Here is a 22,744-nt window from a genome sequence, read left to right on the forward strand (position 1 = left end):
TATAATGAAATCAATAACAACTGAAGAACAATTTAATGAAGTGATCGCATCCTCTCAACCAGTGATTGTTAAATTCTTTGCTGGATGGTGCCCTGATTGTTCACGTTTGAATATGTTCATCGATCCAATCATCGAAGAATACAATCAATACACTTGGTATGAAATCAATCGTGACGATTTTCCAGAATTAGCGGATAAATATCAAGTATTAGGCATTCCAAGCCTTTTAATCTTCAAAGATGGTGAAAAGCTTGCTCATTTGCATAGTGCAAATGCAAAAACACCACAAGATGTAACGACTTTTTTAGCAGCACAAAAATAAGCTGACGGAGAAGAGCCTGCCGATTTGTTGGAGGTCACTGAAAAACGATAGCATCACCTTTTATAGATACGATCCATTTTTTATGAACCAAAAAGCGGATTTTATCATGTTTGGGAGATGAATGGATTTTCTCAGTGTTCTCGATTCGTGGCAGGCTTTTTCTTTAAAGCAGATTAAACATTTTAGAATGATGTCTGGGGATTTATGATTTTTTTATAGTTTTTGAACTATAAAGTAAAGCTTCCATCAGTGGGAGTTTTCTTCATCCCCCACTGATGATTAGCTGAACCAATCGGGCTTTTACGGGCAGTTGATCCCCTACCTATCTTTCTCGTTTTTCTCTAATCTTGAGGTGGAGGTCTCACTGCTCGTTAACGCGGGATAAAATATCAAGCGTGTTGATGATCTAAATTCATCTATATCCATATATTTCAAATTAAAATAATAGATTACAAAGATTTTATAATTGCGCTCCATATGTGGGGCTTTACTTTTTCCTAATCAATACATTTGCTGCTTTTCGCTTCGAAACAGCCATCTTTTACTGCCATTTATAAAAGGAGGACACTGAAAAAGTCAATGCATCTTCAAAAAAATGATAAAAATAATCTTTTTTAGTTCATAAAATTAAAGAAAAGATGGATTTTTATCAATGAAAATAGAGATTCTATAGTTTTTCAGTGGCCTCTTATAAAAGAAGGGGGAATTTTATGCGTGTTGTTTTGCCCGTCAAGCCACAATCTCAGTATGCAACATCGGTTCATAAAAATTACCAAAGCTCTGCTTGCGGTCCTACGACTGTATTTGTTTTACTGCGTTATCTTCAGCCTACATCCCAGCAAAAGAGCATCAATCAACTCTATCAATTACTTGGTTGTACAAAAATCGGTTTGTTTTCATATCCCCTCATTCGCAATTTGAAAAAACTTCTTGGTCCCGCTTATAAGGTTGGCAATTGTCGTCTACATGATGCACTTCTTGAACTGGAAGCAGGTCGTCCTGTTGCGATGAAATTTGATCGGTATTTTTCTCTTCATTTCTTCATTAAGGGAGATTTCAATTATCATTGGGTACCACTCATTGGTTTCGAACGTACAAATGACGATATTATTTTAATCATCCAAGATAATGGTAGCCCTACTCGAGATAGTATGACTCGAGAAATCTCTTATGAAAAAAATCGTAAAATCCTAAGCTTCATCAAAGTTGCTCCAAAATCATCGCATCAATGATTGAGCATGACGAGAAATCAACGAATACCCTTCCATTGTTAATTGATCAAATTTAGAACGGTCCCAAATAGGCAATGCACAATCATCAATCGCCGCATCGATCGGCACATTTGTGTGGATACGCGCTAATTGTAATGACAGCTTTAACATATCCTCATTTTCCTGAATCTTGCTACGTTGTGCAGGCTTTAATTCGTCAAGCGCCTGTAAAACGCCATCTACGGAGCCATAAGATTGAATCAGTTTTAGTGCGGTTTTCGGTCCAATTCCTTTAACACCCGGATAACCATCACTTGTATCACCCATAAATGCTTTGACATCTGCAAATAATGACGGCTCGATCGCATATTCCTCTTTAAAGCGTTGATCTGTATATATGTTGTATTCCGTATATCCTTTTTTTGTTAAGGCAATTGTTGTGGAAGGATTCAACAATTGAAGCAGATCTTTATCACCACTAACTACTGTGATTTTCGCTTCATCCTTCCATTTGTGAATAATGGAACCAATGGTATCGTCCGCTTCCATTCCTACTGTTCCAAAGTTTTTCCAGCCAATCATTTCTGATACTTCCCGTGCCATATCAAATTGCGGCTTTAACTCATCTGGCGGTGCTGGTCGATTTGCTTTATAGCCATCAAAAAGTTCATTGCGGAATGTATGAACCCCCATATCCCAACAAACTGCTAAATGCGTAGGACGTACGATCGATTGTGCACTCAAAACATGTCTTGCAAAACCTTGTACACCATTTGTAGGCGTACCATCTGCTTTTCTAAAATACTGATGCATAGGCGCCGTTGCAAAAAATGAACGGAAAAGAAGAGCCATGCCATCAATAACTAATATATGAGGTTGTTGAGTTTCCAAAGTAAAATTCGCTCCATTTCTAAACTAGTACTCACTATTATAACAAAAATAGATTTCAATAAAAGAAAGATCATTAAAAAGAATCTTCTTTTATAATAGAAGAGGTCTATTCGCTCTTTCGGAGGCTTTATTCGCTCTCTGTAACGATTTATTTGCTCCTTCAACAATTCATGTCTTTTACTGGGATTGATCATCTCACTGTTTATCCCGATGATTAGATTTTTCGGGCATCTTCTGTTCAATAAAGGTCAAACAAAAACACGAATGCCATTTTTTTCGACATTCGTGTAGCTATTTTAATTCTATTTCATGAAAAAATAATTGTCTCCTAAATCTATTATAATCCCATCCAACTTATCATATATTTTCCATTCAGCTATACCAAAATTTATATTTACGCAGCTTCAAAGATCGTCATTCATCATTAAAAAGCTATTCATAGTCAATCGTGATTTCTAATTTCATCTCCACATTGCCGCGAACAGCTTTGCTGATCATGCATGTCTCTTCAGCTTTCTCAGCAAGGCGAACAATTTGTCGCTCTTCTTTTTCTGTATAATCACTTGGGATCACAATTCTTGGCTTATGGGTAATTTTTACATAGGTCAAAACACCATTTGTCACATCAACAATCCCCTTAGAAACCATCGTCAATTTTGTTGGTTTCAGTTTAGCTCTTTCAAACATGCCAGCAAGCGTAATGATATAGCAAGTCGCCGCAGCACCAAGCAACATTTCATCTGGATTTGTACCAATTCCTGGTCCATCCATTTCAGGAGGAATGGACACCTTTGTTTGAAGTTGTCCTGATGCGATTTCTCCTACCGAATTCCGTCCACCCGGCCAAGATGCAGTTAAAGTGAAGATATGTTCTGCCATTTTGAAATCTCCCTTTCTAATTAGCGAATGAAAAATACTTCTCTGTCTTGGGATCAAATGCAAAGCGTTCAATCTTTTTATTTTTCTTTATAGTAATAATGTATACTTCTTGTCCATTATAATCTACCATTGTTTGCCCAAACACTCGATCTTTCACAACTTTTCCACCCTCTGTTCGATGGATAATTTCCGTTGCATCCTCAACATTAAAAGTAGGAATATGACTTTTATAAACAAATGGCGCTATGACTAATAGTCCGTAAGCAACCATGATTAAAATAGTTTTTTTTCGAAAATTGCTTACTTCCACCAAGAAAAAGTAACTGATAAAGAAGAAAACATTCCCTACCACCACATATGTGATCATATCGTCTAACCCATCAATAAATAAATAATCTTTTCCTATAAAATAAAAGCATAAGATTTCAATGACAGATACCACTAAAATTCCTTGCAATAAACGTTTTCGTTTGTTCAAATTCAGTTCACCTCATAATACTTATCAACAGGATTATTTAGAGTAGTGACTCTACTTCTTTCCTCTCTGTTCAAACAGATTATGCCATACTATCATAACATAATACATATACACTGTTTACATAAAAGACGGTACTAAGGATTCGATTGTTCCAAAAAACTTCATCACAATAAGCAAACCTCCCTAAGGCAAGTTAAAAATGGATGAGAATACGAAGTTGAAAAAGCTTCTATAAAGAGAGAAGAAACCACTGAAAAACTATAGCATGACCATTTTTATTCCATGAACTGAAAAAGCTAATTTTTATCATATTTTTGAAGATAAATTAACAGCCGTTTTGATTATCTAATTTTTTTCTAATCAATACACCCAATAAATTGACTTTTCAGTAGCCTCAAAAAAGATGAGTTTCTTTATTTATTACTATATGTAAGTTGGATTCAACAGGAAATCCATATGCATGTTGTCATTTTCCTCTGTGGGATGAGTCGGAACCTATTATGCTTTTACACCCATACTTATCCTCACTTATGTCTTGAAGTGGAGTTCTTACTTCCTGCCCATGCAAAATCAAAGGAAATGATTCAATTATATCCAGTTTCTGATGAATCCTGTATATAAAATATATCATTGTCAAATACTAAAAGAAGAATGGCTTTACAAGAACATCTTTAAAGATTTTTCCAATTATAAAAAGCGTTCAAGCCGTTGGTATATCAACATTTATAGAGGGAGGACATAAAGTGACTGAAAACAGGACTAGATACCCAAAATTTCATTTATTTTTATTATTCATCATAATAGCAGTTCTCGTTTGGTCACTGATTAAGCCGCATCGTTATTCTAGTTGGGCAGCAGAAGGGATTCCCGTTGTCATCGGGTTAATCATTGTGATTGCCACATATCGCAAATTCCCACTGACTACACTTTCTTATATTATTATCACTATCTTAGCCATTTTAGAATTTATCGGAAGCCACTATACTTTCTCAAAAGTCCCATTATTCGATTGGATCAAGGACGAGTATGATTTAAAAAGAAATAATTATGACCGATTTGGACATTTCATAAAAGGAATGGCTGTAATCATTGTTAGAGAAATCATCATTCGAAAAACGCAAATTCAGAAGGGGGCTTGGCTATTCCTTTTTAGCTTTAGTATTTTAATGATGATTGCTGCTTTGTATGAAATCATCGAAATGCTTTCCTATAAAATCGCGAAAGGTACTCAAATAGCAAAAGGCTTTTTGGGGATGCAGGGAGATCGTTGGGATTCAGAATGGGATATGACAATGGCTTTACTCGGGACAATTGTTTTCTATATTCTTTTTGCGCGATTGCATGACAAGCTCATAAAAAGAATGCAAAAGAAGGATGATTAACCGCTCTAAAAAGGAGTTATTTCTTTAATAAAGAAACACAATTGTTCAACATTTGTTGTTTCTATACGTTGTTTTGCCTATATATTTTATCCGCTCTATATGTACTGAAAAACATGAATATTAGTGCAAGAAAAACAAAAAATACCCAGTAATCATTATTGCTTGAAGCCAATATGATGGACGTCACCGCAAATAAAGTGAAACTCCTGCCGTGGGATTTCTTCCACTACGGCTGGTTAGTTGAACCAATCGGACTTTTACGGGCAGTTATTCCCCCCACCTATCTCTAAATTTTGGGCGGGGTCTTACTGCCCGTTAATGAGGGATAAATTCGAGACGATGAACCCAAACATTGTCTTAAAATCTTTAAGTATTAACCAATTCATTTCACTTTTCATCTCCATTTCAATTTAAATTATACAATTTTTAACACAAAAATTCTATTTTCGCACTTGGATAATCTAGATCAATTCATAACATTCGACCTTTAAATTTAGATTATTCTTAAAATTTTTCATCTAAAAAATGGAGGAACTATGCATCGTAAATTTATCTAGCTTCATCATATCGGCATTCATTATTTTTGTTGGATAGTTCGATTGGCCTCTACATAATATACGCGCTTTTCCTCACTCTTACTTATATAAAGTCCGTTTAATTGCTTTTCAAATCCCACACCGCCATCGATGCCGATTAACCCATCTGTGCTTTGCCAAATGGAAGAATCCTGGTTGCCTCGTATCTTAAATGTAGGTGTATGTCCAAAAATGATCTTTTTTCCTGTGTTATTGGGAACTTGAAAAAACTCTTCCCGAATCCATAACATATCTGCTTCGCTTGAATCATTCCAGTGCGGCAAATGTGGATTAATACCAGCATGCACAAATACATATTCCTCCATCGTGATATAGACAGGCAAATTTCGAATAAATTCGATTTGTTCCGAATACTCTTCTTTTATTTTTTCTGCGACCAATACTGCATCCGTATATTCATCAGGAGTTATGCTTAATAGGGATTGAATCGTTTTACTTCCTGTACCGAGCATATAGGCCTTCCCTAGCAATGGGTGCGTGAGAAAATCTAAAAACAATTCTTCATGATTTCCTTTGATCGCCATCGCTTTCCCTTGCCCAACTAACTCCATTACATAGTCCAAAACTTCTTTTGATTGCTTCCCTCTATCTATGTAATCCCCAAGAAATAAGATCAGCCCATTTTTATGATATTCCAACAACTTCCTAAGTTCATCATAATGACCATGAATATCCGATATAACAAATACATCTTGTTTAGCTATCATTCTAGTTTCCAATTCGCTCACCTCGAAGTTTCCTATAATATTTAGTACTTATTATACCTTTTCTAGCTGCGAAATTTAATCTTTGAGCATTGAATAAGTCATTAGCTGAATTTCTTTATATTCAATGAAACATACTTATTTTACAATAAAAGGAATATATGCATCTTCTGTGATACATAAATCCTTCAGCAATCCTGTTCAATTGAAAATAGGTTTGGAGTCGAATTTTGGAGCAATAAATTTAAACTCCACTCCTATGTTCGTCAACGCTGAATGGCTCTAAATGTGATTAAGAACCCTCCTGCAACATGAGTAACAAAAAATACTTCCGATTTATGAACTATAATTATAAAATGAATCCACCTACTTTGACTTGATCAATCATTCAGTTTTTTTCTTCTGCAATTTTTTCACAAATAGATCCAACTATGTATTCTCTAGGTGTCAATTCTTCTAAGTCATTATTTTCGACTAAATCTTCAATCGCCATCCAGACAGAGTTCCATATTACAGTTTTTTCATACTTTTTATAAGGGTGGTTCATATCTCTTTCCTCTTTCCTCATCTTATCCTTCTTCCCATCAGATTAAATTTGAATTTCATTAAAACCCATTAGTGTATGTCCTCACTAAAGAAAACAATATCATCTATTTTTATAATCAAAATGCCTTCTACTTGAAACGCGGAAGCGGCACTAGCTACTCTTTGTATATCATTTTTAGTCGATGTGAACTTATATCCAAAAATTATGTTGTAGGTTGTACTATCCATATTTCTCCTTATTCTTGTAACATATCAACAATGATTCGTCGAATTGGTATAGCGTTTAAACTTTATATCCATAATACTTCTCCTGTTTAATGACCCAAACGTAGTTTTCATTAGCAAGCGAGCCATTTTTCTCTGCGAAGATATTTTATCATTCTTCATTAAAATTGAATTGAACACCAATTGGCAGGCTAACCATTAAATCTTTTATATTTGATAAGCTATTACTATTTGACAATACTAATATAGCATCTCCATCTATATCTACATCTATATTTCCTAATCAACACGCCTGAAAAATAATAATCGCGATGTTTCTACATTTATTTCTTCGTCTGATTCATCATCGGAACAATAGGAGAATTGAGTTAGCGTAACTTAGCTTTCATTTTTTATCATATATTCCTCTTTATAGCCCATTAAAAAATTGCTTAAATAATAATTCATCTGCTTCACCATGTAACTCTATAGTTTGAAATGATTTTCATGTAAATATTTCGTGATAGTAGAGGGGATCCATCATATAATGTGTTGGCCCGGTGAGATGGTCATGTCATAAATTACTGCATTAAGTAAGCTCTTGAAAAGGTTTATATAGTCCATTATAACGGTTAAGGTTATGTTACTATCTAGAAATAAATGTAAAATAGAAGGGGTGCAATTAAAAGAGTCAATACGATTCTTCTTTTCAATTATTATTGTAGGTTTCATTTAACAAATGATTTAGACTATTTGTATCACTTAAATCAGTAGTATTGGTATAAATTCTTATTCCTATATCTGAAAGTAAATAAGTTGTTGCTTCTGGATCTAACTCAAAACATTCTTGAAAATGAGATCCATACCCCATACTGTACGTAATAATTTTATAAAGAGAACTTTGCTGACAATAATTGTGTGGGTGCCTGTCACTTGAACTTTTGGAATCTAGTGTCTGGGAAAGGGGGTATGGCATCTAATCACCAATCTTTTTCATCTTCCTTCCAGTTTTCTTTCATGTCGTTTAAATAATTCCAAAAAAACTCTAAAAAATTGCTAGCTTCTTCGGAGTCATAACTTCCGCTATCAACATCCCATGATATTAACGGACATTCACTGTTATTCATCTTATTGGTATCTAAACAATATGCGAAAGCATCTACATCAACAATTACCACAATTCCATCAGATAGACCATAATATTTTTTATACTCTTTAGTAGTCTCTACTACTGATGCTCCTACAAAATCATAGCCTAAAATATCTATACTAAAGATTCCACCTGACCCATATTTTCTTAAAAACCATTTGTAACTTTCAGGTAATATAACATTAAGCTGTCTTTCAATGAAATTAATCTTTTCCTCATCAATACCTCCAGTAAAATCTTTTTCTTTACGAAATTCTTCGATAAATTTCTCGACAGTGATAAAGTCCATATAATTCGCCTCACTTGTTTTCCATTTCGAATTGTTTAGCTCTCCATTTCAATATCTATCTCGAAAGTTATCATATTGAGTTTTTAAAATTGGATCGTTTCTAAAACTTTCTCCATTTTCTTTTAAACCATGTAATATCTTACTATATTCTTGATGCAGGCTTCCAAGTATCTCTACCATAGACCCCGGCTCATCTTGAATCAAATGATGCAAGTTAATCTTTGTACCATCTTTTGCATAAGGGGCCTTTCCTTTCTTCAGTAATTCAATGTTAGTCTCTCCTTTCCGAGTGATTTGATTTAAATCTAAATCTTTTAGTGTATAAACCCTTCTATCAATATCTTTTATTTTACCCTTAGCTTTAACTTTCCCTTTTATTTCGACAGCATTGTATTTATCACTCAACCATGGTACTGATATGCTTTTTCCTATGAATGGTACTCTGCTTGTATTAGAAACTTTTTGTGCTTTAGAAATCAACTGATCTCTCAAGCCAACGCTATTCACCGTATTATAAGGCACACCCCCTGCGTTCACACCAACTAATTGGTGTTGGGGCGCATAGGGATATAGGTTGAGTGTCGGGATTTTTTGGGCTGCGCCTTTTACCTTGCTGACGCCTACTTTTGCAGTGGCTTTGACTGTGGTCATTCCTGTCTTCGTTACAGCGCCTAATCCTTTGGTGCCCACTACGGATAATCCGAGGGTTCCTAATGCGTAGGTGGCACGTGAATAGGAATTATACCACTCACCATATCTCGTTCATATGAATCTAATTAATATAAACAAAATTTAAAAAGCCTTCAATCTTTGTAGAGATTAAAGACTTTATTTGCAGCTTATTTTCGGAATTGCTTGAGTGCTTAGCATCAATCTTAGTATCTATTCTGTTAACATATTTAGAAATTCTTCAAAGCTATTACTTATAATATATGTTACAGGATTTAAATCTGAAGACTCTTCATGATTCCAAACGCATACAATAGGCTCTTCAACATTTTTGCGATAGTCTAAGCAAACAAAATCACCTGCAAATAAGACAGCTATTGGTAGTAGTTCAGTACCTACTAAATTTTCGTCAAAAACAATTCTTTCGTCTAATTGAGTTCTGACTACTCCAATATCGTAATACTCATCATCTCTTTCCCCAGTTACTTTTAAAATACATAAAAACCTATCAATTGCATAAATATGATTATTACACTTAAAACTATCCTTTATAGGAGTACCACCATTATATTTTTTTATAAATTCTTTATACGTCTCTGGCAAATTAATTCTCCACTTACCTTCCTTTTCTGAAAGCAAAGTATCATCCGGCAAGGGATAAATTATTGATTTATCCTTAAATTCCATTTCTATACCTCCTCAATATATTATTATCTTGGAGCATCGGCCCACATACCTTTTGTCCTTCCACCATTATGAGGTGTAATTGTGTGGGTACCTGTCACTTGAACTTTGATATAGAACTTACTGGAGTTACTCATATTCTCTGTATAAAAAATGAACTATTCGTCACTGAGTATCCTCACCAACAAAAAAAGGAAGCTTGAAAGCATATTGCCATTCAAGGTTCTATGAAGCTAAAAAAGGAAATAAATTAACTACTAAGTAATTTTTTGTGCTATCCCATGATGTCAAAAATAAACTTGATATTATCTTACAACATCACTTGAAAGTATCTCTCCATTAATTGGATTTAATGAGAACCTTCTGCCGTAAAAATCAGACACAAAAACATCAGTACCATTCACCATTAGGTTTTCAAATGGCAACTGGTTTTTTACAGGGAAAACATCACCAACACTCTGAATACGCCACTTTATTTCCCCATTTTTATTAATTCCAAATACATTATTTAGATACATAATGTTGTTAGGTATTTCAAGTAATACGATTAAAGTGTCATTTACTTCTACTACATAGCGTATATCGTGGTCAAAAACTATTTTATTATTTTCTACTACTAGCTCGTTATCATATTGGCTAAACTTTATCGACAATTTATTCACTCCTCGTATATTGTGTGGGTGCCTGTCACTTGAACTTTAAAATGGTGTTTAGAAAGTTATCTCAACTTCAAGAAAGTCACAACCAGTAATGTTATTTTTTTCAATTAATTCTTTTACTAATTCAGATATAAATATGGGAATTTCATCATTCTTTAGCTTAAAAATATGTTTACTATTTATTTTATTCTCAATTAACGCATATTTGGTGATATCATAAAACTTTTTATCATCCAATTCAAATATACTATACGTTGAATTTTCATAGTTAATAGCGTCAACTACATTTATCACATTTGCTACTGAATATCCAACTATCGAACTATCGTTTTCTTTATTTTTAATATTTACTGACAAAAATTGCATCCCATCTTTATCTATCTCGTTTAATATCATTTGAAACTGTGGAGAAATTATAAACCATGATAAATTATTATGAATATAATCTGGTATATGACTACCTTCAATTGGATTATAATGGAAGGTTATTTTTTCATCCCAATTACTAATTTGCTTTCCTTCTGATAATTCATATTGTTCCCATCCCAAGGTGTTTTCGCAAGTACAATATACCTCATTTTCATCAGAATAGTCTTTTAGCAACTTAAAGTATCTCATTTCATTGTTTCCTCCAATAATCTTTATATAGCATATCTGGATTTTCTCTAACTTTCTGCTTTAACTGTTCATATAATTTCAAAAACTTCTCTTTATCTCCTTTTGCAATTTTATCAAATGTCCTTAATCTTTCTAGAACATACTCATGATAAGCATTGGGATGCCTTCCTTGATGAGGGAGTAATTCTTTATTCCAATTGTGTGGGTGCCTGTCACTTGAACTTTTGGAATCTAGTGTCTGGGAAAGGGGGTATGGCATCTAATCACCAATCTTTTTCATCTTCCTCCCAGTTTTCTTTCATTTCGTTTAAATAATTCCAAAAAAATTCTAAAAAATTGCTAGCTTCTTCGGAGTCATAACTTCCGCTATCAACATCCCATGATATTACCGGACATTCACTGTTATTCATCTTATTGGTATCTAAACAATATGCGAAAGCATCTACATCAACAATTACCACAATTCCATCAGATAGACCATAATATTTTTTATACTCTTTAGTAGTCTCTACTACTGATGCTCCTACAAAATCATAGCCTAAAATATCTATACTAAAGATTCCACCTGACCCATATTTTCTTAAAAACCATTTGTAACTTTCAGGTAATATAACATTAAGCTGTCTTTCAATGAAATTAATCTTTTCCTCATCAATACCTCCAGTAAAATCTTTTTCTTTACGAAATTCTTCGATAAATTTCTCGACAGTAATAAAGTCCATATAATTCGCCTCACTTGTTTTCCATTTCGAATTGTTTAGCTCTCCATTTCAATATCTATCTCGAAAGTTATCATATTGAGTTTTTAAAATTGGATCGTTTCTAAAACTTTCTCCATTTTCTTTTAAACCATGTAATATCTTACTATATTCTTGATGCAGGCTTCCAAGTATCTCTACCATAGACCCCGGCTCATCTTGAATCAAATGATGCAAGTTAATCTTTGTACCATCTTTTGCATAAGGGGCCTTTCCTTTCTTCAGTAATTCAATACGACTTAAGTTCGGTCGCTCCTCCTAACACCGAACTTTTAATGTTTTATAATACACTCTTCAATGCTTCATTAATCATTTCTTCAAAGCCGTTATATTCCTGAACAATATCCCCACTTGGCTTATCTAGTTCAAAAAACACATCCTTATCTATATCCATACAGTACCAAGAAATACTTGAATCTCCAAAAAACAAATAATTGTTATCCCATTCCCTATCTCTCCAAATTTTATTTGCTCCGATAAAACCATTATTTTTATCATTAGGTTGAGCATTGTAGATAACTAATCCATTAAATTCTAAACCATCTACTTTTTTTAATAAATTTTCGTATTCTTTTATCCATAGATCTTCACGTACATTTTTTGAAATCCACTTTTTTATGGATTGAATATTTTTATCACTTGCAGGTAACATAATGGACTTTCCATTTTGATTTTTAATTTTCTCAATATCTTCTAATAATTCTAAAACCATATTTTCACCTCTATTTTTTAGTTGTTGGGTTATAAATCCTTCTGGGATTGGCCACTTAATATTTATTGAATCTTCAACATTCAAGCCTTTAGTCAAATCTTTTTGTGAATTAGTAAGAACTTTATGGTATGGATCATTTTTAATTAGTATTAGATTTTTAAAATCATTTGTTCCTCCATCATCTAAAGGAAGTTTATGATGAATCTGATATCCATCTGGAACCAATCCCTTTTTTAGATTTTTAACATCTGTTTCTAGAATACCTGTCTTTATGAGTTGTTTAATTTTTTTCTCATTGCTGACTAGATCTTGTAGAAAGTTTTTTCTAACAGAACTATTAAATTTATTTCTCAATTGTTTAAATTCTTCTCGATCACGCTTAGTATAGATTACTTCTTTTTCAAAGATGTCCTTTAGCAATACTTCTTTACCTTTTAATTTACCCACATGTTCAGCATTCTTAGTGATACTTACCTTATCGCTACCCATCGTCTCCACTTTCGCCATAGAAATCAACTGATCTCTCAAGCGAACACTATTCACCGTATTATAAGGCACAATACCTGCGTTCACACCACCTAATTGATGTCGGGGCGCATACGGATACAGGTCGAGCGTCGGGATTTTTTGGGCTGCACCTTTTACTTTGTGGACGCCTACTTTAGCAGTGGCTTTGACTGTGGTCATTCCTGTCTTCGTTACAGTGCCTAATCCTTTGGTGCCCACTGCGGATAATCCGAGGGTTCCTAATGCATAGGAGATCCATTGGGCACGTGACTTGGCATCTCCATTGATGACATCCCGTTCAAATGCTAATGAATCCATTTAAAATAATTCGGATTTAAAAAGCCTTCAATCTTTGTAGAGATTAAAGACTTTATTTGTAGCTTATTGTCAGAATTGTGTGGGTGCCTGTCACTTGAACTTTACTTCTTATATATTTCATATAAATCTAATAATTGTTTTCCAAGTTCGCTATTAAAATCCCACGAATCTGTAATAGCTCTTGGATATGATGGAATATGACTTTTGCTTTCAATCATTAGTTCTATATCTTTATAGAAATTTTTAAGTTGACTTATCGTTCCATCTTTACCTTGACCTAATTCATGAGCTTTCATTTCACACTCTAACTCCATTTTCACTTTTTCAGCTTCATTTATAAAGTTTACGGTTTTATTAGGCTGTCTAGGTTCGTTATATACCATTGTTCTACGCCTCCAATATATTGATTTCCCATTTGAAACTGCGGACCTGCTTTTCCTTTAATTATAATTGTGTCTGGTTTAACTTGCCATTGTTGAATACCTGTCATTCTGTTCCAATCTGGTGGAAGTGCTAAATTACTTCTGTTAACTTGTGGTGAAAATGTTTCAAACAAATATCTTCCTCTTGGATAGGCATTAATATTATCATAAAATCTTAATCCATAAGTATTTGAACCTGCAACATCAAGCCTAATTGTACCGATTTCAAATGATTCTAATGTAGTCTTTCTGAATTGACGTGGTACTTCCTTGTGATTTTAAATATTCTGATGCTTGTTTTACCCCAATGTATAGATCATTAAAGTTACCCTTACCGCTACCTCTCGCCTCCATCTTCGACATAGAAATCAACTGATCTCTCAAGCCAACACTATTTACCGTATTATAAGGCACAATACCTGCATTTACACCAGCTAATTGATGTTGGGGCGCATACGGATACAGGTCGAGCGTCGGGATTTTTTGGGCTGCACCTTTTACTTTGTGGACGCCTACTTTAGCAGTGGCTTTGGCTGTGGTCATTCCTGTCTTCGTTACAGCACCTAATCCTTTGGTGCCCACTACGGATAATTGTGTGAGTGCCTGTCACTTGAGCTTTACCCCAATATAAGGAACATGCAAAAAAGGATGTCACCACGATGGAGACATCCTCTTTCCATATGTGCTTAATTAGTTAGAGTTTCAACTGTAGGAAATCGCCAAATCTAGGTTGGCAATCGGCACTTGATCTTGCTAAGTTGGCGAAGCCTATTGGGATTTAATTTAAAATCCGTATTAAATCGTAATTTTTGTATCTTTTGTTTCGCTTTGACTGCTGATCTGTGTAGATTAACTCCTTTTCGACGAGAGATTTTAATGCTGTACGAGCGGTATTTTGAGAAATACCAAGTATATCTGAAACCTTTGCTGCAGTCGTATTTGGATCTGTAAATGTGTACATCCAAACTTTTTTTAGAATCTTTACCGCATTTATTCATTCCAACTATTGCTAAATTTTCAGCTAAATCTAATTTTCGATTTATTTTTTCAGCCATTCTTTCGCAAGCATTTCACATTTTAAAAGAACTATTCTGTTGAAATTCACAACTCCTCATGGATTTTACACAGTCATTCATCTAACAATTGGATATTTTATCATTTTGAAATACTTTAGAAGCCCTAAATCTATTTCCCACTTTCTCTCCTGTTTTGTTCAAATAGTAGATGCATAAGACGCTAAATAATCATATACATGAATACTCTAACTAATTCACATTTTTTCAGGTAAAACAATGTACCATCTTTTTCACAAAGTATACAATGGACTTGAGAAATCATGGCGTTATTTCACTTTTATTAGATGGAATCGAGTCTAACATCCCGCTTCCCTCTTTCGCGAATTTTTCTTCAGGTGCAGCAACATTAATTTTGTGACGAGCCCAAAAGAAATAATAAATGGACGCTAAGACAAAAATACCGATGGAAACAAAGAAAATTGTAATATTTGAAAAACAGCTTGCAAAAATCGCAATAACACACAAAACTACAGAAATAATAGGTGTAAATGGATAAAGTGGCGTTTTAAAGCTTCGTGATAAATTCGGCTCTTTTTTTCGTAAAATGATGACTGATAAATTCATCGTAATATAAGAAATTAAAGCCCCGAACGTTACGATCAAAATTAGATCATTTGGATTGAACAACATGATAAGAGCCAGACCGATTAAACCCGGTACAATAATGGCCATATAAGGAGTTTGCCGTTTCGAATGAACTAAAGACAAAAACTTCGGTAAATAACCTGCACGTGATAAAGCAAATACTTGTCTGGAATATGCTAGCATTACACCTGAAAAACTTGCAACTAAACCAACAATTCCAATAGAAGCTAGTACTTGTGCCAGCCAATATGAATTTCCAAATACCGCAGCTATGGCAGCAGGAAGTGGATTATCTGCCGTTGACATATCTGCAATACCGGCAAGACCAATGGATACTGTTGTAGTGAATAAAGATAAGACGAGAAGTGTCATCATACCTGAAAGCAGTCCTTTTGGCATGTCCCTTTGTACGTCTCGAGTTTCTTCTGCTAACATCGGAAGCATTTCAATTGCTAAAAATAGCCACATGGCATATGGAAGTGCAGCCCAGATACCGCTAACCCCTCTAGGAATGAAAGAACCGTCAACTTTTCCTAAATTATTGAGATTAATTTGTGGTAATCCGACAAAATACATTAGAATCAATAATCCAACAGCAACAAATACTAAAATCATTTCTAATCTTGCATACTCTTTCAATCCAATAATATGAACAGCCATGAAAAACGCATAAACAATTGCAGCAGCCACTAATGTAGAAATTTCAGGGAATAGGAATGAAATATAAGCACCGATCCCAATTGCGATAGTTGGTGCAGCAATAACATATTGTAAAACAACACCGATCCCTGTAATAAATCCAATATAAGGTCCCATTGCTCGACGCGCAAATGCATAAGGACCACCTGCATGGGGGATCACAGTTGAAAGTTCAGCAATGCCAAGTGACATCGTTAAATACATAAGTGCCATGATAATCGTCGCGATCAACATGCCAACATATCCAGATTCTGCTAAGCCAAAATTCCATCCAAAATAGTTTCCAGAAATGACAATTCCAACGCCAATTGCCCAAAGATGTATAGGTGTTAATGTTTTTCGTAAAATAATTACTTCATCTTTTTTAGTTTCCATAGCGCATCCCCCCTAATTGATGGAAGCTGTGATTTATTAAATATTCGTCAACTAGGGGATCTGTCTCAAAGGTAAACTGTTCATCCAGTTGTTGCGTGGTTTCATTATCACGTGAACCAATCCATGCAATCAGTTGCAGGCGGCGCATTAACACAAATGTTTCAATCATCGATTTATCTGCACTCGTTAATAGACGTTCTTTTTCATAGCCCTTAATCCAAGCGGAAATTAACTGTGGGGTGTGTCGCAAATGTTCGATAAAACTTAAAGCGGTTGCTAAATCATATAAATACCAACCAAATCCACAATCATCAAAATCAATGACTTTTATACCATCTTCTGCAACGAGTAAATTAGCGAGTCGAAGATCTGCGTGAATTAAGCCATATCGCATTGTTGACTTTCCATAAACCTTTAATTTTAATTTGATAAGCTCCACTGCGAGGGAATACTTTTCAATTCTCGAATCTGTTAGTCCTTTTCCATCCTGCCAACGTCCCCATTTAGGATGATCCCCGAGAATCATTTCTTCGTCCCATGACATGCGATCAAAAGTATTGTAGTACACCGCATTTTCAATACTATGTTTGTGCATTTTTGCCGTAATCTGACCAAGTAGCTCAAATTGTCGGAAGATTTCGGTTCCATTTTCATTAGGTTTGGATCCGTTTAAAAATGTAAATAATGTGCTATAATAAATTTTGTTATCAATTTTGTGTTCATTAACGTAAGCACCGTTAATTGTTTGAATTGGTAACGCGACTTGAATTGGGGATTGCTTAGCAATATTCTGAATATAAGCAATCTCCGCCTTGATCTGATGTTTTTCATGATAAAAAGGTCGATTGACTCTTAAAATATATTTTTGACCGGAATCATTGTAGGCTAAGCAAGTGAAATTCTCAGAATAGTCCAAAAATTTCAAATGGAACCCTTTGAGTTCTTTATAAAGCTCCATGGCTTCTTCTGCTACGGTTTGAAATCTTTGCAACTCTGAATCGACTTCAAATACTGTCATATACTCACCTCATTTTTATTTCGTAAATGCTAGTTCCTTAACTGTTTTTTTGATACCTGCCTCGACTTTTGTTAGTAGTTCATCACAATATTCCTTTGTACATAGTAAGCCTGGTTTAAATTGTAATACTTTTGTATCAAGCATTGAATAAATTGCCCAAACACCTTCATTATATAAATTTCGCATTACATCTTTCGCACTGTCCTCAAATTTAAATTCAAGTCCCATCACTACTCCGAGTTGACGTATTCCGACAAAGAAATCCGGGTATTTTTGTTGAATAGATGTTAAACCCTCTTTTAAATAATTCGCGACAAAATGAACATTTTTTTCGACCTCATCGCTGGCTGTTAACTCCAATACTTTCATTGCCACTGCACAGCCAAGTTCTGCACCGCCAAAAGTGGAAATGTGTGCGAGTCCATCTTCGTGCATCCACCCGCCCACTTGCTCACTAACAATTGTTGCAGTAATCGGATAAATACCGCCACTTAATCCCTTCGCCGTTACCAAAATATCCGGATTTACGCCATAATGTTCAATACCCCACATCTTTCCGGTCCGCATAAGACCTGTTTGTACTTCATCTGCAATATATAATGAACCATATCGTTCACATAATGCTTTCACTTCTTTTAAATAGTTGGGTTCCGGTAAGGGGAAACCATAAGTTGCCGGGATGGTTTCAATAATTACAGCGGCAACATCTTCATTTTTCAATGCTTGTTCCATTGTCTCTAAATCATTAAAGGGCACATGAATAAAGTCTTCAGGATTACCTTCACTTAAAAAAGGTTTCGAATAGCGTTCATTCCCAAGTGATACTGCCAAACCCGTATGACCATGATAGCCGTTTTTAATAGAAATAAACTTTTTTCGTTTTGTTGCATAGCGTGAACATTTTAAAGCAGTGTCTATAGCCTCGCTGCCTCCGGATGAGAAAATTGTGTATTTTAGATTAGAAGGTGTTAATTCAACTAGTCTTTTAGCAAGCTGTGCCCTTGCAGTAGAAGGAAAATGGTGATTTCCAATATCATAATATTCTGTTGCTTCAACTAAAGCTTGAATAATCTCAGTATTACGATGGCCCAGGTTGTATGTTCCCCCATTTAAATGTAAATCCATCATTTTCTTCCCATCTACATCATAAAAATAGTAACCTTCTCGTTTGCCCATAATTAAGTCTATTCCATCATTCAGCCATTGCTTTGTTTTACCGGGATTCCAGTAATGAATACTATCTTCAAAAGTCTGTTTTTTCGTCATATTAAAATTCATTATCTACACCTCATTCGATTCAATCTGCAATTAACAATTCAATATTATTTACCCTTAAATATTCATTCCATTGTGTAGAACAAGGACTGTCAGTAACCATGATTGAAATATCTTGTACATTACATATTTTCACAAAGGAAGAAACACCAATCTTTGAGTTATCTGCAATTAAAATTGTGTTATCTGCACGTTCAATCATTTTGCGACAAATCATTGCTCCTGGAATATCATAGTCCGTAATGCCGTCTTTTTTTGTAATTCCACCAGCTGGAACAAAAGCTTTATCTGCTCTTAATTGCTCAAGCATTTGTAAAGCAAAAGGTCCACTGGAAAATTCTTGTCTTTGATTATATTCACCTCCAAGGAAAATAAAATTTCCTTTAAATGCATTTCCAAAAAGATTGACTATTGGAAATGAATTGGTAATGACAGTTACATTTTTTACGGTAACATAGTTGAGCAATTCATATGCCGTTGTACCATGTCCGATAAAAATAACATCACCTTCTTCTATAAGAGATGCTGCTTTTTTACAAATGGAGCGTTTTTCTTCAATGTTCATTAACTGTTTTTGATGAAATGTTTTTTCAATTTTATCTTTTGATGTAATAGCACCGCCATATACTCTCGTTAAAAAACCTTCCTTTTCTAGACGATCCATATCCCGGCGTATCGTTTCCCCTGAAACCTTTAACATTTTTTCTGCATCTGTTACTTTTATTTTTCCTTGTAGTTGCAACATTTCTAATAGTAAGACTTTTCTCTCTTCAAAAGATAATGACATGCCGAATCCTCCATCCATAAAAAACAACAACAATCCACAAAATTAATCTGTATTATTGTGGATTTATATAGATTTTAAATCAGAGATCTTTCAATGTCAACTTAATTAACACAACAATCAACAAAAATATAAAATTTTATTTTATTAGAGCTATAATGTTATAAAATATAACATAACGTGTTATATTTTGAATTTGGAAACTATTTAGTGATAGCACCTAGGCTAAAAAATCTGGTGTCACTATGTTTTCCTTTGTATATTCGAATAACATATGGACAGAGCAAAAGATGGTTTACAGCTATTCATCAATCTTCTTCTTTTTTAATGGGAAGAATCTAATATTGCTAGTAGCAAGAGAACTACAAGGACAGAAACAAATTGATTCAGCGGAAACCGTAGAGTACTTATACGCAGATTTGAATTGTGTGGGTGCCTGTTACTTGAGCTTTTAAAAATCTGTATTTGAATCTGAAAATATCAACAAGTTTGTTTTGACCAGATAGAAGTCTTGAATTTGAATAATCAGGTTCACCTTTCTATTAACCGTTTCTGGCAATCTTGTTCTAGGATCACCTATTTTTCATCATCTCTATAGAATCACCTGATCTCTCACCCCAACACTATTACATATCTTCGAATAGCACCTTTGAATCACTCATTTGGCGGCGCTTTTTCGTAAACTAGCCATGCTCTGTCATTCGATTAAATCGATCACAGTCTAAATACCCTCGATCAAACACGTACATGCATTCTTTGTTACCGATAAAGATCTGTAGTGGCCCCATAATCATTCGCATTGGTGAGCTTCTTCAGGATATGAACAACCTTTTAGTCTTCCACATCAAGTAAATAATCATAAAACTCTTCATGTAAAGCGCCATTCATTTTCAATGACTTATTGTGCTTCTCTGCTATTAAATCAACTGTATACTTGTCTGCTAAATCATCTCCGCCATCTACCATCACTAATATTGAGTGAAGGACACCTTTTATTAGTTCATTTAATACTCTCTCATATGCTTCTTTTTCTTCATCATTTTTTAATAAACATTGTAATTTATGGTACTCTTCTTCATAATCAGACCAAATTAAGTCAGCGTTTTCATCTAAACTTTCTACTGAAGTTTTCACCCAATAATCCTTAATAGATTTTAAATGCTCAAATAATTGCTTTTTTTCTTCCACTGAAACTCCTCCTATTTATCGTACCAGTATCTTCTATATTTACTTTCAATGGTATCTGCGAAATCCATTATATCTTGAGAGGTAGGTGTTCTACCTAGCTTCTTATCCCATTTACTCCATTCATTTGTTATTTTTGAATGTATTTTCGGGTCAATTTCACCTTCATGAACAGCTTCCATTACACCAAAATCTACTTGGGCTTCTCCTTCTGGATGTTCTAAACGTTCATATCCTTTTGATTTTGCATCTTCCCTTGCCGTTCTACAATCAGCTATAAAGTCGCAGACTGTACGATAAGAGCCTAAGAATCCCATAGTTACTAAAGCCTCATACATTTGTTTATTTGTTCGTCGTAGCTTTCTCTTTATTTTAGAATCTTCCTCTAACCAATCGATAATAATTTCGCCCCATCGTTCTTTATACATCATTCCTTTTTTTATTATCTTCTTTTCTTGAGGAAGTTGATCTTCATCTCCATACTTCTTTGCGGTTCTCCAATTTATTGATAAAGTATCCGCTATTTGGCTAATAGATAAACCTTTTTCATTTCGTAATGTTTTGATACAATTAATTTCAGACATTGCTAGCATCCTTTCATACCTCCACTGTTAAGATTCGACACCTTTACAGTAGAGTGACTTGGGGTGGCTGGCAAGTCTTTTTTTATGGCACTAAAAAAAGTGCGGGACTCTGCACAAATATGCTGCATAAGTCTGCACTTTTATTTTGCAATAAACATGTGTGGATGCCTGTCACTTTCAACTTATGTAATCCATTGCTAATATTTCTTTTTATTCTTCAGTGTCTTCATATAAATTATCCAAGAATTCATCAATATTATTTGCTAAAAAATACATATTACTCATATCATCGGGTTCTTCTGTTTCTTGCTCATGATTCAAAAAATAAATCTTATCATAATAAGGATCCTTTGTCCCTAAACATACAACATTTCCTGATGGGTCATCTCCAATTGGAATAAATCCTAATGGTAATCTTTCATCCATTATATCTATAAAATCTGTCAAATTATCATACATATCGCCAATACCATAAAAAACATTCAAGACACTTGGTCCTTGTTCATTAGATACCATAAATAAATTGGGTATTACTTTTCCCCCATTCCATTTTAGTAAAAAGCTCTTATATAGTTCTGTCAGTTTAACATTATTTTCAATTTCAAATTTTTCTATTTGTTCTAACGAAAGATTATCATGTGAACCAAAAATTTTCGCCATATATATCCTCCTAATTATTTTCCATTAACAATACTAACTCCACCTGCATGAGTAAATTCTCTATGGACCTTTTTATCAACAAGAATCATTGTTTTTCCATCTTGATGATGATATGCCCAAGTATACCCCTTCAGGCGCTTCATTTAAAGAAGCAGCTGGCGGATCAGAATCTTTATTCAATCCCGCCTTTATATTTGCGTTTTTATAATCTAAAGGACGATTTGTAGGACTTGCAATTTCAATTTCTACAGGCTTAATAGTTGGATGTGAATATTCGGCAAAGTCTGGATAACCATCAGGATACCTTACAGTCTGTCCCTTCTTATTTGTATATACCCAAGTTCCATCTTCATCTATCTTCATAGTCCACCCTTTTTTATCCACTTCTCTGGAACAGGCTCATATAGCGGCTTAGTAGCAAGCTGTTCCTTTACAAATTTTACCTCTAAAGTATCCTTACCAGTGCCTCTTCCCTCCACTTTCGCCATAGAAATCAACTGATCT

The 22,744-nt window shown here is 34.4% G+C and carries 29 protein-coding genes and 1 pseudogene; 3 read left to right on the forward strand and 27 right to left on the reverse strand.

Annotation, left to right across the window (positions count from 1 at the left end):
- Positions 1-4 precede the first annotated feature (4 nt).
- Both FEZ13_RS15705 and FEZ13_RS15710 read left to right on the forward strand, forming a co-directional pair.
- Positions 5-322 carry a thioredoxin family protein gene (locus FEZ13_RS15705; protein WP_146553467.1) on the forward strand — a complete coding sequence of 106 codons (318 nt, stop codon included), beginning with the start codon at positions 5-7 and terminating at the stop codon, positions 320-322.
- A 710-nt stretch (positions 323-1,032) separates the two neighbouring features.
- Positions 1,033-1,554 (forward strand): C39 family peptidase, encoded by a 522-nt coding sequence (locus FEZ13_RS15710; protein WP_146553468.1) that lies wholly within the window; start codon positions 1,033-1,035, stop codon positions 1,552-1,554.
- Here FEZ13_RS15710 and FEZ13_RS15715 read toward each other — a convergent pair.
- The 3 genes from FEZ13_RS15715 to FEZ13_RS15725 form a co-directional block, all read right to left on the reverse strand.
- Entirely contained in the window at positions 1,540-2,385 is an 846-nt protein-coding gene (locus FEZ13_RS15715) for a 5'-3' exonuclease (RefSeq protein ID WP_370467724.1), read from the reverse strand. The genes FEZ13_RS15710 and FEZ13_RS15715 overlap by 15 nt on opposite strands.
- Positions 2,386-2,856: 471 nt before the next feature.
- On the reverse strand, positions 2,857-3,303 hold the full coding sequence (locus tag FEZ13_RS15720; protein WP_146553470.1) for an OsmC family protein: 447 nt from the start codon (positions 3,301-3,303) through the stop codon (positions 2,857-2,859).
- A gap of 16 nt (positions 3,304-3,319) precedes the next feature.
- Entirely contained in the window at positions 3,320-3,781 is a 462-nt protein-coding gene (locus FEZ13_RS15725) for a hypothetical protein (RefSeq protein ID WP_146553471.1), read from the reverse strand.
- A 743-nt stretch (positions 3,782-4,524) separates the two neighbouring features.
- Here FEZ13_RS15725 and FEZ13_RS15730 point away from each other — a divergent pair.
- On the forward strand, positions 4,525-5,163 hold the full coding sequence (locus tag FEZ13_RS15730; RefSeq protein ID WP_146553472.1) for a DUF2238 domain-containing protein: 639 nt from the start codon (positions 4,525-4,527) through the stop codon (positions 5,161-5,163).
- A 577-nt stretch (positions 5,164-5,740) separates the two neighbouring features.
- On the opposite strand, the gene FEZ13_RS15735 is transcribed toward FEZ13_RS15730, so the two are convergent.
- From FEZ13_RS15735 to FEZ13_RS20235, 24 genes and pseudogenes are all read right to left on the reverse strand, one after another.
- Entirely contained in the window at positions 5,741-6,487 is a 747-nt protein-coding gene (locus tag FEZ13_RS15735) for a metallophosphoesterase family protein (protein WP_146553473.1), read from the reverse strand.
- Positions 6,488-6,851: 364 nt separating this feature from the next.
- Positions 6,852-7,031: a hypothetical protein gene (locus tag FEZ13_RS15740; protein WP_146553474.1), complete on the reverse strand. Its 180-nt coding sequence runs from the start codon at positions 7,029-7,031 to the stop codon at positions 6,852-6,854.
- Between the two features lie 1,162 nt (positions 7,032-8,193).
- Positions 8,194-8,652: an SMI1/KNR4 family protein gene (locus tag FEZ13_RS15745; RefSeq protein ID WP_146553475.1), complete on the reverse strand. Its 459-nt coding sequence runs from the start codon at positions 8,650-8,652 to the stop codon at positions 8,194-8,196.
- A 48-nt stretch (positions 8,653-8,700) separates the two neighbouring features.
- Positions 8,701-9,342 carry an HNH/ENDO VII family nuclease gene (locus FEZ13_RS15750; RefSeq protein WP_146553476.1) on the reverse strand — a complete coding sequence of 214 codons (642 nt, stop codon included), beginning with the start codon at positions 9,340-9,342 and terminating at the stop codon, positions 8,701-8,703.
- A gap of 192 nt (positions 9,343-9,534) precedes the next feature.
- Positions 9,535-10,008 carry an SMI1/KNR4 family protein gene (locus tag FEZ13_RS15755; RefSeq protein ID WP_146553477.1) on the reverse strand — a complete coding sequence of 158 codons (474 nt, stop codon included), beginning with the start codon at positions 10,006-10,008 and terminating at the stop codon, positions 9,535-9,537.
- Positions 10,009-10,310: 302 nt separating this feature from the next.
- Positions 10,311-10,658: a DUF7957 family protein gene (locus tag FEZ13_RS15760; protein WP_146553478.1), complete on the reverse strand. Its 348-nt coding sequence runs from the start codon at positions 10,656-10,658 to the stop codon at positions 10,311-10,313.
- 57 nt (positions 10,659-10,715) lie between these two features.
- Positions 10,716-11,282: an imm11 family protein gene (locus FEZ13_RS15765; protein WP_146553479.1), complete on the reverse strand. Its 567-nt coding sequence runs from the start codon at positions 11,280-11,282 to the stop codon at positions 10,716-10,718.
- Position 11,283: 1 nt separating this feature from the next.
- Positions 11,284-11,541 (reverse strand): AHH domain-containing protein, encoded by a 258-nt coding sequence (locus FEZ13_RS20525; RefSeq protein ID WP_146553480.1) that lies wholly within the window; start codon positions 11,539-11,541, stop codon positions 11,284-11,286.
- Positions 11,542-11,545: 4 nt separating this feature from the next.
- A complete protein-coding gene (locus tag FEZ13_RS15775) occupies positions 11,546-12,004 on the reverse strand; it encodes an SMI1/KNR4 family protein (RefSeq protein WP_146553481.1) in 459 nt (152 codons plus the stop codon).
- A gap of 10 nt (positions 12,005-12,014) precedes the next feature.
- A pseudogene (locus FEZ13_RS15780) lies at positions 12,015-12,268 on the reverse strand (HNH/ENDO VII family nuclease); the annotation flags it as partial.
- 52 nt (positions 12,269-12,320) lie between these two features.
- Positions 12,321-13,577: a YrhA family protein gene (locus tag FEZ13_RS20225; RefSeq protein WP_146553482.1), complete on the reverse strand. Its 1,257-nt coding sequence runs from the start codon at positions 13,575-13,577 to the stop codon at positions 12,321-12,323.
- Positions 13,578-13,678: 101 nt separating this feature from the next.
- Positions 13,679-13,960: a hypothetical protein gene (locus tag FEZ13_RS15790; RefSeq protein WP_146553483.1), complete on the reverse strand. Its 282-nt coding sequence runs from the start codon at positions 13,958-13,960 to the stop codon at positions 13,679-13,681.
- Positions 13,921-14,133 (reverse strand): hypothetical protein, encoded by a 213-nt coding sequence (locus tag FEZ13_RS15795; RefSeq protein ID WP_222434428.1) that lies wholly within the window; start codon positions 14,131-14,133, stop codon positions 13,921-13,923. Before FEZ13_RS15795 ends, FEZ13_RS15790 begins: the two co-directional genes overlap by 40 nt.
- A gap of 91 nt (positions 14,134-14,224) precedes the next feature.
- Positions 14,225-14,542, reverse strand: coding sequence for a hypothetical protein (locus tag FEZ13_RS15800; protein WP_146553484.1), 318 nt, complete (start codon positions 14,540-14,542; stop codon positions 14,225-14,227).
- A 235-nt stretch (positions 14,543-14,777) separates the two neighbouring features.
- Positions 14,778-14,960 carry a helix-turn-helix domain-containing protein gene (locus FEZ13_RS15805; RefSeq protein ID WP_146553485.1) on the reverse strand — a complete coding sequence of 61 codons (183 nt, stop codon included), beginning with the start codon at positions 14,958-14,960 and terminating at the stop codon, positions 14,778-14,780.
- Between the two features lie 373 nt (positions 14,961-15,333).
- Positions 15,334-16,734: an ethanolamine permease gene (gene eat, locus FEZ13_RS15810; RefSeq protein WP_146553486.1), complete on the reverse strand. Its 1,401-nt coding sequence runs from the start codon at positions 16,732-16,734 to the stop codon at positions 15,334-15,336.
- On the reverse strand, positions 16,724-17,752 hold the full coding sequence (locus FEZ13_RS15815) for a phosphotransferase enzyme family protein (RefSeq protein WP_146553487.1): 1,029 nt from the start codon (positions 17,750-17,752) through the stop codon (positions 16,724-16,726). Before FEZ13_RS15815 ends, eat begins: the two co-directional genes overlap by 11 nt.
- Before the next feature lie 15 nt (positions 17,753-17,767).
- Positions 17,768-19,030 carry a class-III pyridoxal-phosphate-dependent aminotransferase gene (locus tag FEZ13_RS15820; RefSeq protein WP_146553488.1) on the reverse strand — a complete coding sequence of 421 codons (1,263 nt, stop codon included), beginning with the start codon at positions 19,028-19,030 and terminating at the stop codon, positions 17,768-17,770.
- A gap of 19 nt (positions 19,031-19,049) precedes the next feature.
- A complete protein-coding gene (locus FEZ13_RS15825) occupies positions 19,050-19,814 on the reverse strand; it encodes a DeoR/GlpR family DNA-binding transcription regulator (protein WP_146553489.1) in 765 nt (254 codons plus the stop codon).
- 828 nt (positions 19,815-20,642) lie between these two features.
- Positions 20,643-20,999 carry a histidine kinase gene (locus tag FEZ13_RS15830; RefSeq protein ID WP_146553490.1) on the reverse strand — a complete coding sequence of 119 codons (357 nt, stop codon included), beginning with the start codon at positions 20,997-20,999 and terminating at the stop codon, positions 20,643-20,645.
- An 11-nt stretch (positions 21,000-21,010) separates the two neighbouring features.
- The gene (locus FEZ13_RS15835) at positions 21,011-21,580 is read right to left on the reverse strand and encodes a hypothetical protein (RefSeq protein WP_255473223.1); all 570 of its coding nucleotides are present in this window, start codon (positions 21,578-21,580) and stop codon (positions 21,011-21,013) included.
- Between the two features lie 210 nt (positions 21,581-21,790).
- Positions 21,791-22,240 (reverse strand): SMI1/KNR4 family protein, encoded by a 450-nt coding sequence (locus FEZ13_RS15840; RefSeq protein WP_146553491.1) that lies wholly within the window; start codon positions 22,238-22,240, stop codon positions 21,791-21,793.
- 14 nt (positions 22,241-22,254) lie between these two features.
- Positions 22,255-22,383: an HNH endonuclease gene (locus FEZ13_RS20230; RefSeq protein WP_255473224.1), complete on the reverse strand. Its 129-nt coding sequence runs from the start codon at positions 22,381-22,383 to the stop codon at positions 22,255-22,257.
- A 216-nt stretch (positions 22,384-22,599) separates the two neighbouring features.
- Positions 22,600-22,728, reverse strand: a complete 129-nt coding sequence (locus tag FEZ13_RS20235; protein WP_255473225.1) for a hypothetical protein — start codon at positions 22,726-22,728, stop codon at positions 22,600-22,602.
- Positions 22,729-22,744: the final 16 nt, after the last annotated feature.

Source organism: Rummeliibacillus sp. SL167, assembly GCF_007896505.1.
Taxonomy (GTDB): domain Bacteria; phylum Bacillota; class Bacilli; order Bacillales_A; family Planococcaceae; genus Rummeliibacillus; species Rummeliibacillus suwonensis.